Here is a 14,613-nt window from a genome sequence, read left to right as displayed (position 1 = left end):
CAATGCTTTGTGAAAACTGTAAAGAAAGACCAGCTACTGTAGTGTTTAAACAGGAAACATCAAATGATGTAATAGAGCGTCATTTATGTGATAAATGTGCATTTTACTCACAAACATTTTCTTTCAGTCCGGATCAGGAACCGTTATCAATTCAACAATTTCTAGCACATTGGTTAGGTGGTTCAGAGTTATTTCCGGAACAAAAAGCCGATGAAAGATTACCGGATGGTCCGAAATGTCCGAATTGCGATTTGACCTTCCATCGTTTCCTCGATATCGGGAAGTTTGGTTGCGCTGTATGTTATGAAACATTCAGGGGGCAACTGCCAAGAGTGTTTGCCAAACTGCATAATGGGCATACCCAACACCGTGGAAAGATTCCCGTATCACTTAATGAACGTTTTGCTTTAAAGAAGAAGCTTGAAGACATCCGTATGAAAATGCGGGAAGCTGTAGAAAACGAACATTTTGAAGAAGCGGCAACTTTGCGTGATGAGGCGAACCAAGTGAAACAGCAACTGTCCGATGGAGGTGATGATCAACATGTCATTTAAAAAATTCATCAAACAGGAACTGACAGGTTGGATGGTGGCGGAAGGTGAGCATGCTGACATCGTCTTGTCCACAAGAATCAGGCTAGCTCGTAATTTACAAGATTATCCATTTCCGATAAGTGCCTCGCAGGAAGATGCGAACGACGTTAGCGAAGCATTGGATCAGGCAGTCGAGACGATGCAGAACCATCATTTTACAGGCATCACAATGGAAGATTTGTCTCCGCTTGAACGCCAGATTTTAGTCGAGAAACATTTAGTCAGTCCACAGTTGATCAATCCTAAAAAACATGGATCCGTTTTACTGTCCGAAGACGAAACAATTAGTATTATGGTGAATGAAGAAGATCATATTCGCATTCAATGTATTTATCCGGGTTTTCAAATAGATCAGGCATATGAACACGCTGATCGAGTAGATAGCGAACTTGAAGTGAATTTGAACTATGCTTTCGATGAAACATTCGGCTATTTGACAAGTTGTCCATCTAACACCGGTACGGGAATGCGCGCCTCAGTCATGATGCATTTACCTGCATTAACCATCACTAAGCAAATCGAGCGAATTATACCCGCGATATCAAGGCTTGGAATGGTCGTACGTGGAAGTTATGGAGAGGGCAGTGAAGCACTCGGTAACATTTATCAGGTTTCCAATCAAATCACACTCGGCAAATCAGAAGAGGAAATCTTGAAAGACTTAGAGAGTATTTCAAAACGCTTGATTGCACATGAAAAGAAATCACGTGAATTATTATTGGCTAAGTCAGAAGTTCACTTGGAAAATAGATTATTCAGGGCGCTCGGGACACTGACTCATTCGCGAATCTTGCCGTCAGCAGAAGCGGCAAAATGTTTGTCTGACGTCCGTTTGGGTATAGATTTAGGTATCATTGAAAATATTGATATGACAATTTTGAATGAATTGATGATTTTCATGCAGCCCGGTTTTCTGCAGCAATACGCGAAGGCAGAATTAACATCTGATGAACGAGATATCCTTCGTGCACAATTATTCCGTGATCGGCTAGGAGTAGAGCGATCTGTTGCACAAGAAAAAGACAGTGATTCGTTGTGAGCAAAGTTTTTGCAAGAAAGTCTTATAGCATTTATAATTAATCAAAGATAGTCAAAGTCAATATGCGAATTAGGTTGTATCGCGAATTGACATGAATATATATAGTTATAGGAAACAAAGCATTGATGTGTTATTTTGCATAACATAGAATATAGTCCACTGATGAAGGAAGAGGGGAATGAATATGATGTTTAATCGATTTACACAACGTGCACAAAAAGTTTTACAACTGGCTCAAGAAGAGGCTATTCGTTTAAAACATGAATCTATTGGTACTGAGCATATCCTGCTTGGATTGATTCGAGAAGGTGGCGGCATCGCAGCAAAAGCTCTTGAAGCAATTAGTGTGAATGCGGATACTATTGAACGAGAAGTAGAAATTCTAGTAGGTGTAGGCTCTAAAGATGTGGGTCCGATCGTTCATTATACTCCTCGCGCCAAACGAGTTATTGAATTATCCGTTGATGAGTCTCGTAAATTAGGACATTCTTATATCGGCACAGAGCACATTTTATTGGCTTTGATTCGAGAAGGAGAAGGCGTGGCTGCACGCGTTCTGAATAATGCAGGTGTTAGCTTGAACAAAGCTCGCCAGCAAGTACTTCAGTTACTTGGCAATGATGAAAGTTCTGTTGGCAACCCAGCGAATTCTGCATCGGCAGCAACACCAACATTGGATGGCTTAGCACGTGATTTAACTGAAATCGCACGTGAGGGCACGCTGGATCCAGTAATTGGACGAAGCAAAGAAATTACACGTGTTATTGAAGTATTGGCACGTCGTACGAAAAACAACCCAGTATTGATTGGGGAACCAGGTGTAGGTAAAACAGCGATTGCAGAAGGTTTGGCACAGCAAGTCGTAAGTAACGAAGTGCCTGAAATATTGCGTGATAAACGCGTTATGACATTAGATATGGGGACAGTCGTCGCGGGTACAAAATACCGCGGTGAGTTCGAAGATAGAATGAAGAAGGTAATGGAAGAAATTCGTCAAGCGGGTAACATTATCTTATTCATCGATGAATTGCACACGTTGATCGGGGCAGGTGGAGCGGAAGGTGCTATCGATGCATCCAATATTTTGAAGCCGTCTCTTGCACGTGGTGAACTACAGTGTATCGGTGCTACTACACTTGACGAATACCGTAAATATATTGAAAAAGACGCAGCGCTTGAACGACGTTTCCAACCGATCCAGGTTGATGAGCCATCTGTAGAGGAAACGATTCAGATTATTAAAGGCTTGCGCGACCGTTACGAAGCGCATCACCGTGTGAAGATTACGGATGAAGCGGTTGAAGCGGCAGCGAAGATGTCTGATCGTTATATCTCGGACCGTTTCTTACCGGATAAAGCGATTGACTTAATTGACGAAGCTGGATCGAAAGTGCGCTTGCGTTCATATACAACTCCTCCTAACTTGAAGGAGCTCGAGGTGAAGCTTGAAGCAATTCGTTCTGAGAAGAACGCAGCTGTGCAAAGCCAAGAATTTGAGAAAGCTGCTTCTTATCGTGATAAAGAGCAGAAGATGAAGGAAGAGTTGGAAACGACGAAAGCAGCTTGGAAAGAGAAACAAGGGCAGACTGAGTCCGAAGTGACAGTGAATGATATCGCGTCAGTTGTGGCGATGTGGACAGGAATTCCTGTTGACAAGATTGCGGAGACAGAGTCGGCTAAATTGCTGAACATGGAAGAAATTTTGCATCAACGTGTTATTGGTCAAAAAGAAGCAGTGTTATCTATTTCGAAAGCCATCCGTCGAGCACGTGCAGGATTGAAAGATCCGAAACGTCCTATTGGTTCATTCATTTTCTTGGGCCCGACTGGTGTAGGTAAAACTGAACTAGGCCGTGCGTTGGCGGAAGTGATGTTCGGCGATGAAGATGCGATGATTCGTATCGATATGTCCGAATATATGGAGAAACATTCTACATCTCGTCTAGTCGGATCACCTCCAGGCTATGTAGGATATGATGAAGGTGGCCAGTTAACGGAGAAAGTTCGCCGTAAGCCGTACTCAGTTGTACTACTTGATGAGATTGAAAAAGCACATCCAGATGTTTTCAATATCTTATTGCAAGTATTAGAAGACGGACGTTTAACGGATTCTAAAGGACGTACAGTTGATTTCCGCAACACAGTAATTATCATGACTTCAAACGTTGGAGCAACTGAATTGAAGAAAAACCGCTACGTTGGCTTTAATATTCAAGACGGCGAATCCGACTACGATGACATGAAGGAAAAAATGCTTGCAGAATTGAAGAAAACATTCCGACCGGAGTTCTTGAACCGTGTGGATGACATGATTGTCTTCCATTCATTGGAGAAAGAACACTTGCGTGAAATTGTCAGCTTGATGAGTGATGAACTTTCTAAGCGCTTGGCTGAACAGGACATCGAATTGGTGTTGACGGATTCAGCTAAAGATAAAATCACGGAAGAGGGATATGATCCGGAATACGGGGCTCGTCCATTACGTCGTGCATTACAGAAACATGTAGAAGATCGTTTATCTGAAGAGTTACTTGAAGGTAAAGTTCTGATGGGTGAAAAAGTAATTATTGATGTAGAGGATAATCAGTTTATCGTACGTACGGAGAAACACACAGTAGCAGTAGAAAAATAATAATATGATCAACAGGATAGCTCGCTCGCTTAGTTTTTAAAAGCGCAGCGAGCTGTCCTTTTCGTATTTTTTCAAATAAGGAGAGAGTGTATGGCTAAGCGTAAGTCGAAGTTCATGTGCCGTTCTTGTGGATATGAGTCCGCTAAGTGGATGGGGCGTTGTCCTGGTTGTGGAGAATGGAACACGATGGATGAAGAAGTGGAGATTGTTCAAAAGGGCCCGCGTGCTGCATTTCAGCATGGTGAAAGAGTGAAGCACAAAGCTTTGCCTATCAGTCAGGTGGAAATGGCTGAAGAGCCACGTGTTAAAACGGAATTAGAAGAATTAAACCGCGTACTTGGTGGTGGGATTGTACCGGGCTCGCTCATATTAATTGGCGGGGATCCAGGAATCGGGAAGTCTACATTGTTGCTACAAGTCTCATCGTTACTTGCGAATCAACAACAGCGTGTACTGTATATTTCAGGAGAAGAATCGATCAAGCAAACTAAGTTACGTGCAGAACGATTAGGCGTGAAGTCAGATGAGTTATATATTTATGCCGAAACCGATCTCGCAATGATCAATGAAACGGTGGATGAAGTGAAGCCGAAGTTTGTGGTTGTGGACTCGATTCAGACTGTTCATCATCCTGAAGTATCATCGGCACCAGGAAGTGTATCGCAAGTGCGTGAATGTACCGCAGAACTAATGCGTATAGCAAAGACGCAAAACATTGCCATATTCCTCGTAGGTCACGTAACAAAAGAAGGACAAATTGCTGGACCACGATTGCTTGAGCATATGGTGGATACGGTGCTGTATTTTGAAGGTGAACGTCACCACACATACCGTATTTTACGAAGTGTTAAAAATCGTTTTGGTTCTACTAATGAAATTGCCATTTTTGAAATGTTGCAGGCTGGATTAAAGGAAGTCTTAAATCCTTCTGAAATGTTTTTGCGTGAGCGATCGCAAGGTGGAGCGGGCTCTACCATTGTCGCTTCTATGGAAGGCACACGGCCAATACTTGTTGAAATTCAGGCACTGATGACGGCATCAAGTTTCAATTATCCGAAGCGCATGGCGACTGGATTGGATCAAAACCGTGTGCAGCTATTAATGGCGGTATTGGAAAAACGTGCAGGGATGCTATTACAGACACAAGATGCGTATATTAAGGTTGCGGGCGGTGTTAAGTTGGATGAGCCGGCCATTGATTTAGCCGTCTTGCTGAGTATTGTTTCTAGCTATCGCGACACGGCTGTAGGGGCGCGCGATTGTTTTGTTGGTGAAGTAGGATTAACAGGTGAGGTTAGAAGGGTATCTAGAATAGAACAACGCGTCACAGAAGCGGCGAAACTTGGTTTTGATCGCATTATCATTCCGTCATCTAATTTGGGCGGTTGGGATATTCCGAATGGAATTGAAGTAGTAGGCGTTGAAACTATTACGGAAGCGTTAGGAATGGCATTCAGATAACATCTATTTTATATGACGGGATGAGTAGAATAGCAAGAAACTTTCCTGCTATTGAGATAGTCCTAGTAGGAGGAGTGAGGAATTTTGAGAAATTCCTCACTTAACCTAAGCAGCTAACCATGATTCGTTGTATACTATTAGGAAGGAAAAGGAGGTGGAAGAATATGTTGAAAAGAGTAGTCCAAGTTTCATTCTTATTAATCGGAGGAACTCTCGGTGTTTTATTTTTACCGTACTTATTCGCTATGTTTGAGTTTACATCACGCCCGATCATAGAAAACCCTTATGTGGAGGCAATTATAGGAGCAATCATTCTATTTTTATTAAGCTTATTTTTAACTGAACCGATTGTAAATTTCATTAAATGGATTGAAGAAAGACTTCTGAAAGCACCGATCATGGATTTATTATTCGGTACAATCGGATTAGTGGTAGGGTTAATCGTAGCTTTTTTATTCAGTTTCGGACTAAGTGCAATTGGTTTTCCGGTAGTGTCTTCTGTTGTGCCTGTCTTATTGTCTATTCTTCTCGGCTATTTAGGTTTCCAAGTAGGTTTTAAAAAGTGGGAAGAGTTTATTAATGCATTCTCTAATTTACGCATGACAACTGCAAAAAAGAAAGAATCGACAGAACCCATTGTCACTCCACCACAAAAAGATGTATATAAGTTACTAGATACAAGCGTCATTATCGATGGACGCATTGCGGATATAGTGGCGACAGGATTTTTACAGGGAATTTTAGTTGTACCTCAGTTTGTACTGACCGAACTACAGCATATAGCCGATTCATCTGATACGTTGAAGCGGACAAAAGGTAGACGTGGTCTCGATATTCTAAAGCGTTTACAAAATGATGACGGTCCTCAAGTGCTCATTACCGACGAAGATATTCCGAATGTAGCCGAAGTGGATTTAAAGTTAGTTAAACTGGCGAAGAAAATGGATGGATTAGTTGTAACAAATGATTTTAACTTAAATAAAGTCTCGGATTTGCATGGTGTGGCAGTGTTGAATATAAATGATCTCGCTAATGCAGTAAAACCGGTAGTCATTCCAGGTGAAGAAATGCATGTAGTCGTAATCAAAGACGGTAAAGAGCATAATCAAGGTGTTGCATACTTGGATGATGGCACAATGATTGTCATTGAAGATGGTCGGTCTCATATCGGAGATGCCATTGACGTTGTAGTAACCAGTGTATTGCAAACTTCTGCAGGACGAATGATTTTTGCGAAACCCAAAGGTCGATAACCAGCATAGAAAGCAGAGTGACAAACGTGAAATATACAGTGATGATTCCTGCCGCGGGAAGCGGCAAACGAATGGGTGCTGGACAAAATAAGCTTTTCCTGAAAATTGGAGAGCATTCAATTTTGTATCATACAGTCAGTGTGTTTCAAGAAGACCCTAATTGTGAAGAAGTCATTATGGCTGTGAAGCCGGAAGAGCAAGTTGTAATTGAAGAGATTCTCAAACAGGATCAACACGTGAAACCTATTACATTTGTAAAGGGTGGTGGTGAGCGTCAAAACAGTGTTGCAGCTTGTATCTCTGCTTACAAAGGGAAAGGTATTGTTCTCGTCCATGACGCGGCTAGACCTTTCTTGAATTCGTCAATTATTACGGAACTGGTGCGTACTGCTAATGAAAAGGGTGCAGCTATAGCAGCAGTTAAGGCGAAGGATACAATCAAGTACGCGGAAGATGGTACTGTCAAAGAAACTTTGGCTCGTGAAAAGCTGTGGCTCGTACAAACGCCTCAGGCATTTCAATATGAATTGTTGAAAGAAGCATCGGACTCGGCTATTGCAGAAGGTTTCCTTGGCACGGATGAATCCATGTTAGTGGAACGACTTGGCCACGAAGTCCAAGTGGTGGAAAGTTCATATGATAATGTAAAAATGACGACTCAGGAAGATCTTGCTATAGGTGAAATCTTACTGGCTAGAAGAAAGTAGGAGGAATAATTACATGTTTCGAATTGGACAAGGTTTTGATGTACATGCATTTGAAGAAGGTAGACCACTCATTATTGGTGGTATCACCATTCCGCACTCAAAAGGGTTGATTGGTCACTCCGATGCGGATGTGCTACTACACACAGTAACAGATGCTGCACTAGGTGCGATTGGAAAAGTGGATATTGGTACACATTTCCCTGATACGGACGACGCGTTTAAAGACGCTGATTCTGCTATTTTATTGGAGAATGTATGGGCGATGGTAAAAGAAGAAGGCTACCGTTTAGGTAATATTGATTGTACGATTATTGCGCAACGTCCAAAAATGGCACCGTATATTGGAGACATCCGTGAACGCGTGGCGGAATTGCTCGAAGCAGATCTGTCGCAAGTGAATGTGAAAGCTACGACTACGGAACGTCTAGGCTTCCCTGGGCGTGAAGAAGGAATCGCAGCAATGGCAACGATTTTACTGATGAAAAACCAGTAACTTTCAAAACGTCCTTTAGAGTGCTAAAATAGATAGGAAATTATATAAGAACGTAATCAATTCGAAACGGAGAGGTAACTATTATGACACAAGAAGTACGTGTGCGTTATGCACCGAGTCCAACAGGCCAACTACATATTGGGGGCGCGCGGACCGCGTTATTCAACTATTTGTTTGCTCGTCACTATGACGGGAAATTTATTGTTCGTATTGAAGATACGGATACAGCGCGAAATATTGAGAGTGGCGAACTTTCACAACTTGAAAACCTGACGTGGCTCGGTATCCATCATGACGAATCCATTGATATTGGCGGAGAATACGGCCCATACCGTCAAATGGAACGTCTGGACTTGTATAAAAAGTATGCAGACGAAATGCTTGAAAATGGGCATGCCTACAAATGTTTCTGTACACCTGAAGAGCTAGAAGCAAAGCGTGACGCTCAGAAAGAAGCGGGAATCGCAGCACCTATGTATGATGGTACTTGTCGTCATTTAACAGCAGAACAAGTAGCGGAAAATGAAGCTGCAGGGAAGTCATACAATATTCGTATGCGCGTTCCTGAAAATACTACGTATGCGATCGATGACCTTGTGCGCGGTGAAGTAACATTCGAATCAAAAGACATCGGTGACTGGGTTATGATTAAGACGAATGGTATTCCAACTTATAACTTTGCTGTAGTAGTCGACGATCATTTGATGAAAATCTCCCATGTTTTCCGTGGAGAAGAGCATTTGACGAATACACCAAAGCAACTAATGGTATTTGACGTATTCGGTTGGGACCACCCACGATTTGGTCATATGACGCTGATTGTCAATGAAGAACGCAAAAAGCTTTCAAAACGTGATGAATCAATCATTCAGTTCATTGCTCAATACAAAGATTTAGGCTATTTGCCGGAAGCAATGTTTAATTTCTTCTCTTTGCTTGGTTGGTCGCCTGTCGGAGAAGAAGAGATTTTCTCTCATGACGAACTCGTAGAACAATTTGATGAGTCTCGTTTGTCGAAGTCACCTTCCATGTTCGATACGGATAAGCTAACGTGGATGAATAACCAATATATAAAAAAGCTGTCTTTAGAAGAAGTAATTGAATTAACATTGCCACATCTACAAGCAGCAGGATTGGTTTCAGAAAATATGTCTGCTAAAGAAAAATCATGGGTTCACGATTTGATCGCGCTGTACCACGGTCAATTGAGCTTTGGTGCTGAAATCGTCGAGTTATCCGCCCAGTTCTTCCATGACACATTGGAATATGATGAAACAGCATCTGAAATTTTGGCGAGTGAACAAGTGCCTGAAGTGATGACGTCACTTAAGAAGCAACTAGAAGAATTGGAAACATTCGATGCACCGTCTATTAAAGCGGCAATTAAGGCAGTACAAAAAGAAACAGGACATAAAGGTAAGAACTTATTCATGCCTGTGCGTGTCGTGGCAACTGGTCAGACATCAGGTCCTGAACTACCGGATGCTATTGCGCTAATTGGTAAAGAAAAGATTATTCAACGTGTTGAAAGATTTGCAAAATAAACAATATTGACATTTCGGTGAATTTCTGTAAAATGAACCTAATATACATTTGTCATATGAAAAGCGTCGAAAAGGAAAGTACGTAGTGGATGCTCTATAGAGAGGGTCATCTAGGCTGGAAATGACCTGAGTCTTTCACTATCGAAATGCACCTTTGAGCGATGAGCCGAAATTATTAGTAGGCCATACGTATAGTCTGCGTTAAAGACATTAAGCGGGGGACAATTACGTTCTCAAGCGGAGTGGAACCACGCATTAATTGCGTCTCTGTCATCATGAGTGACAGGGGCGCTTTTTTTATCTTGAGAAATTTTTCTATAGTGGAAATCGCCGTCATGTGAAAGAAGAAAAAGGGGGAAGTTCATTGTTCAAACGTATGAAAGAGGATATTCGATGTATTTTCGATCAAGACCCGGCAGCCCGCAGTACGGTTGAAGTAATTTTAACGTATTCGGGGTTGCATGCAATTTGGATGCACCGTATTGCGCATGTGTTTTATAAGCGTAATCTTCGGTTTTTGGCTCGTGTAGTGTCGCAAGTTAGCAGGTTTTTCACGGGTATTGAAATTCATCCTGGAGCTGTAATAGGCAGACGTCTTTTCATTGATCATGGGATGGGTGTAGTCATAGGAGAAACATGTGAAATTGGCGATGACGTAACACTGTATCAAGGAGTTACATTGGGTGGAACAGGAAAAGAAGGCGGTAAGCGACATCCGACGCTCTGTGATAATGTATTGGTTGCGTCAGGTGCCAAAGTACTTGGTTCCATTACGATTGGGGAGAACAGTAAAGTAGGTGCGGGTTCGGTCATCTTAAAAGAAGTGCCGCCGAACTCTACAGTAGTTGGTATACCAGGGAAAATCGTTATTTCAAATGGTATACGTGTAAAGAATAAACTAGATCATTCCACGCAAGATCCGATTGCGGATGAAATCAAACGATTAGAAAAGCAAATTCAGGAGTTGAAGCTGCGTACTGAGCAGTTGGAAACCGTGAATGAAAAAAAGGGAGATTTACATGAGCATTCAACTTTATAATACATTGACACGTAAGAAAGAAAAGTTTGTTCCAATAGAAGAAGGAAAGGTCAAAATGTATGTCTGTGGACCAACCGTTTATAACTATATTCATATCGGAAATGCCCGTCCTGTGATTGCATTTGATACGATTCGTCGCTACTTGGAATATCGTGGCTATGAAGTCAATTACGTCTCAAACTTTACGGACGTAGACGATAAAATCATTAAAGCAGCAAATGAATTAAACGAAGAGGTCGGAGATTTAACCGAACGTTTCATTGCGGCCTATCACGAAGATGTCAGTGCTCTCGGCTGTGAAGTAGCGACAGCGCATCCTAGAGTAACTGAGCACATTGATGACATTGTGGAATTTATTCAGGTTCTCATTGCCAAAGGATTTGCTTACGAATCTCGTGGGGATGTCTATTTCCGTACACGTAAATTCGAAGGCTACGGAAAACTTTCACATCAATCCATCGATGAGTTAAAAGTGGGTGCGCGGGTGGAAGAAAATGCAATCAAAACAGATCCTCTTGACTTTGCGCTTTGGAAATCAGCGAAAGAGGGGGAAGTCTCGTGGGATAGTCCTTGGGGCAAAGGTCGTCCTGGCTGGCATATCGAATGTTCGGTAATGGCCAAACAGCTTCTTGGGGACACGATCGATATTCATGCAGGTGGGCAAGACTTAACATTCCCGCATCATGAGAATGAAATCGCGCAGTCTGAAGCGGCTACCGGCAAAACTTTCGCCAACTACTGGATGCATAACGGTTATATCAATATTGATAACGAAAAAATGTCGAAATCCTTAGGGAATTTTATTTTGGTACATGATATTCGTAAGCAAATAGACCCAAAGGTACTGCGTTTCTTCATGCTTTCTGTACACTATCGTCATCCAGTCAACTTTGCACAGGATCTTGTAGAAAGCGCGTCGAATGGATTGGAACGTATTCAGACTGCGTACAGCAACTTGCAGCATCGTGTAACGATTTCGGCGGATCTAGCAGAAAATTCCGAGTCATGGTTAGATAAGATTAACGAACAAATTAACGCATTTGAAAAATCGATGGACGATGACTTCAACACGGCTAATGCGATTGCAGCCATTTTTGAACTATCCAAACATGCGAACGTATACTTGCTCGAGAAAAATACAGACCGTCACGTACTTCAGCAATTCATCGATGCGTTGGATCAATTAATGGGTGTACTTGGATTGCCATTTGATAATGCGGATGAATTAGTGGATGACGAAGTAGATGCTTTGATCCAGGAACGTCTTGATGCTCGGAAGAATCGTGATTTTGCACGGGCGGATGAAATTCGTGATGAACTAAAAGCACAGGGAATCATTTTAGAAGATACAGCGCAAGGCACTCGCTGGAAAAGAGGGTAACAGTGTGGAGAATTTACGTGAAATAGACGTTAAACAACTCAATGCACTTGCTCTTGCTTATATGGGCGATGCTGTATATGAAACGGCGATCAGAGAGCATTTGCTACGCCACGGACGTGTGAAACCGCAAATCTTGCATAAGGAAGCTACGCGCTTTGTCTCTGCAAAGGCACAGGCGCGAATCATCTTAACGATGAGAGATCGACAAATTCTCACGGAAGAAGAATTAGCGGTGATGCGTCGTGGTCGCAATGCGAAAGCGGGATCCGTCCCTAAAAACACTGATGTTACTACGTATAATTATAGCTCTGCATTCGAAGCAGTTCTCGGGTATGTACATTTATTGGATCGGCAAGAACGTCTGGCTGAACTAATAGAGACGGCGATTCGACTGGTGGAGCATCCTGAGGAGGAGAAAGCATGACGGAGCTAGAGGTTGAAATGATTGGTGGAAGAAACCCTGTTGTGGAAGCACTGCGTTCGGGCAGACAGCTGAATAAAATCTGGGTAGCAGAAGGCGTCAATAAGAAAAGTATCGGTGAAATAATGAAGCTTGCTAAAGAAGCAGGAGTAGTTGTGCAGACAGCACCGAAGCAGAAATTAGATGGTATGACGGATCTGAGTCACCAAGGAATTCTTGCTTCGGTTGCTGCTTATGATTACGCGGAGCTTGAAGACTTATTCGTAATCGCTAAAGAGAGGCAGGAAGATCCGTTCTTCATCATTCTGGATGAGCTAGAAGATCCGCATAATTTGGGTTCTATCTTACGAACAGCGGATGCTTCGGGTGTTCATGGCATCATCATTCCGAAGAGACGCGCTGTTGGGTTGACAGGTGTGGTGGCGAAAGCGTCAACAGGTGCGATTGAACATATACCGGTAGTGCGAGTGAATAATTTATCTCAAACTGTGGACGAGCTCAAGAAACAAGGGGTTTGGATTGCGGGAACAGATGCTTCCAACTCCACGGATTATCGCCATATGGATGCCACGTTGCCTTTAGCTGTCATTATTGGCAGTGAAGGAAAAGGAATGTCACGCATTTTACGAGAGAGATGCGATTTCCTTTATAGTTTACCGATGGTTGGAAAAGTTACGTCTTTAAATGCTTCGGTAGCGGCGGCATTGTTGATGTATGAAGTTCTACGAAAGCGTCAATCCGCTCAGGCTACGTCATGAAGAAAGATGTGCTGCTCGTTGATGGATACAACATCATCGGTGCGTGGCCTGAACTGCAGCAACTGAAACAAGAAGATTTTGCGCAAGCGCGTGATCGACTTATTGAGAGGATGGCGGAATTCCAGGCTAACCGGGGATGGCGTGTCATCGTGATATTCGATGCCCACCTAGTACCGGGTATCGAAAAGCGGAAAAAACAATACCGTGTGGAAGTTGTCTTTACAAGAGAGAACGAAACGGCGGATGAACGGATTGAAAAATTGGTATCCGAATTATCCAATCGCTTGACGCAAATTCATGTAGCTACTTCCGATCTTGTGGAACAATGGGTAGTGTTTGCCCAAGGTGCACTTCGCATCTCTGCACGAGAGTTGGAAATTGCCATGAAAGAAGTAGATCGTGTAATTGCGCAAAGGTTAAAAGAATCATTAGAACAAAGGCCTCTATCAAAGATTCCTCTGACGGATGAAGTGGCAGCGGAATTTGAAAAAATGAGACGTGGTGGAAAATGAGTAGTTGACGTGAAAAAATACCACGTCTATACTGACATATAAATCCAATTAGTACTCTGGGGTGGAGAGGTTGGTGCGGGACATGGAAAAAGTGAAGAGTAAAAATAGGTTTTCTAAACTATCTGATGAAGAAATGGTGGAGTTGATCCATCTGGGGAATTCGGATGTATTGGATTTTTTAATTACCAAATTTCAGCCTATTGTCCGGATGAAAGCAAGAACATATTTCATTATTGGTGGAGATCGTGAAGATATCATGCAAGAAGGAATGATCGGACTCTATAAAGCGATACGTGATTTCCGTCCTGATAGATTAAGCTCTTTTAAAGTCTTTGCTGAGCTGTGTATTACGCGACAAATTATTACAGCTATTAAAACTGCCACGCGTCAAAAACATATTCCGCTTAATACGTCTATTTCGTTGGACAAGCCAATGTATGATGAAGATCAAGAGCGAACGTTGCTCGATATCATAGCGGGCTCTACATTAGATGACCCTGAAGATTTGATAATTCATAAAGAAAACTTCACATTCATGGAAAAAGAGATGAATAAAGTGCTGAGTGGATTGGAAAGAGAAGTATTAACATTGTACTTAGAAGGTCAATCCTATCGCGAAATTTCTGAAGTGCTGAATCGTCAAGTGAAATCAATAGATAATGCTTTACAACGGATCAAACGCAAACTGGAACACTCGATGGCGATGGATCTGGTACGTTAAACAAATCGAATGTAAATTGACATGTCGTTGGTTAAATGGTACTCTTTAGCAAGACTATT

At 42.3% G+C, this 14,613-nt stretch carries 14 protein-coding genes and 1 other annotated feature; all 14 genes read left to right on the top strand.

Going from position 1 to position 14,613, the window contains the following annotated elements; translation table 11 throughout:
- Positions 1 to 2: 2 nt before the first annotated feature.
- Positions 3 to 554, top strand: coding sequence for a UvrB/UvrC motif-containing protein (locus CSV74_RS08920; RefSeq protein ID WP_099669945.1), 552 nt, complete (start codon positions 3 to 5; stop codon positions 552 to 554).
- On the top strand, positions 544 to 1,632 hold the full coding sequence (mcsB, locus tag CSV74_RS08915; RefSeq protein ID WP_029053304.1) for a protein-arginine kinase McsB: 1,089 nt from the start codon (positions 544 to 546) through the stop codon (positions 1,630 to 1,632). The genes CSV74_RS08920 and mcsB overlap by 11 nt, the downstream gene beginning before the upstream one ends.
- Before the next feature lie 184 nt (positions 1,633 to 1,816).
- Positions 1,817 to 4,264 (top strand): ATP-dependent Clp protease ATP-binding subunit, encoded by a 2,448-nt coding sequence (locus CSV74_RS08910; RefSeq protein WP_099669997.1) that lies wholly within the window; start codon positions 1,817 to 1,819, stop codon positions 4,262 to 4,264.
- A 90-nt stretch (positions 4,265 to 4,354) separates the two neighbouring features.
- Positions 4,355 to 5,725 (top strand): DNA repair protein RadA, encoded by a 1,371-nt coding sequence (radA, locus tag CSV74_RS08905; protein WP_029053302.1) that lies wholly within the window; start codon positions 4,355 to 4,357, stop codon positions 5,723 to 5,725.
- Positions 5,726 to 5,889: 164 nt separating this feature from the next.
- A complete protein-coding gene (locus CSV74_RS08900) occupies positions 5,890 to 6,978 on the top strand; it encodes a PIN/TRAM domain-containing protein (RefSeq protein ID WP_029053301.1) in 1,089 nt (362 codons plus the stop codon).
- Between the two features lie 26 nt (positions 6,979 to 7,004).
- A complete protein-coding gene (gene ispD, locus CSV74_RS08895) occupies positions 7,005 to 7,685 on the top strand; it encodes a 2-C-methyl-D-erythritol 4-phosphate cytidylyltransferase (protein ID WP_029053300.1) in 681 nt (226 codons plus the stop codon).
- Positions 7,686 to 7,698: 13 nt separating this feature from the next.
- Positions 7,699 to 8,178 (top strand): 2-C-methyl-D-erythritol 2,4-cyclodiphosphate synthase, encoded by a 480-nt coding sequence (ispF, locus tag CSV74_RS08890; protein WP_029053299.1) that lies wholly within the window; start codon positions 7,699 to 7,701, stop codon positions 8,176 to 8,178.
- Between the two features lie 83 nt (positions 8,179 to 8,261).
- Complete coding sequence (gene gltX, locus CSV74_RS08885; protein ID WP_099691368.1) at positions 8,262 to 9,722, top strand: glutamate--tRNA ligase; 1,461 nt, start codon at positions 8,262 to 8,264, stop codon at positions 9,720 to 9,722.
- Between the two features lie 57 nt (positions 9,723 to 9,779).
- Positions 9,780 to 9,994 (top strand) — a binding site (T-box leader).
- A gap of 92 nt (positions 9,995 to 10,086) precedes the next feature.
- The gene (gene cysE, locus CSV74_RS08880) at positions 10,087 to 10,761 is read left to right on the top strand and encodes a serine O-acetyltransferase (RefSeq protein ID WP_099669940.1); all 675 of its coding nucleotides are present in this window, start codon (positions 10,087 to 10,089) and stop codon (positions 10,759 to 10,761) included.
- Positions 10,742 to 12,142, top strand: coding sequence for a cysteine--tRNA ligase (gene cysS / locus CSV74_RS08875; protein WP_099691367.1), 1,401 nt, complete (start codon positions 10,742 to 10,744; stop codon positions 12,140 to 12,142). Before cysE ends, cysS begins: the two co-directional genes overlap by 20 nt.
- Before the next feature lie 4 nt (positions 12,143 to 12,146).
- On the top strand, positions 12,147 to 12,566 hold the full coding sequence (locus CSV74_RS08870; protein ID WP_029053295.1) for a Mini-ribonuclease 3: 420 nt from the start codon (positions 12,147 to 12,149) through the stop codon (positions 12,564 to 12,566).
- Positions 12,563 to 13,321 (top strand): 23S rRNA (guanosine(2251)-2'-O)-methyltransferase RlmB, encoded by a 759-nt coding sequence (rlmB, locus tag CSV74_RS08865; RefSeq protein WP_099691366.1) that lies wholly within the window; start codon positions 12,563 to 12,565, stop codon positions 13,319 to 13,321. Before CSV74_RS08870 ends, rlmB begins: the two co-directional genes overlap by 4 nt.
- Positions 13,318 to 13,833, top strand: a complete 516-nt coding sequence (locus CSV74_RS08860) for an NYN domain-containing protein (RefSeq protein WP_099691365.1) — start codon at positions 13,318 to 13,320, stop codon at positions 13,831 to 13,833. The genes rlmB and CSV74_RS08860 overlap by 4 nt, the downstream gene beginning before the upstream one ends.
- Before the next feature lie 82 nt (positions 13,834 to 13,915).
- The gene (gene sigH, locus CSV74_RS08855) at positions 13,916 to 14,554 is read left to right on the top strand and encodes an RNA polymerase sporulation sigma factor SigH (RefSeq protein ID WP_037561629.1); all 639 of its coding nucleotides are present in this window, start codon (positions 13,916 to 13,918) and stop codon (positions 14,552 to 14,554) included.
- Positions 14,555 to 14,613 lie beyond the last annotated feature (59 nt).

Source organism: Sporosarcina sp. P19 (assembly GCF_002743165.1).
Lineage (GTDB): Bacteria > Bacillota > Bacilli > Bacillales_A > Planococcaceae > Sporosarcina > Sporosarcina ureae.
Note: the sequence above shows the minus strand (reverse complement) of the source record. Positions and strands in the feature narration are given on the sequence as shown.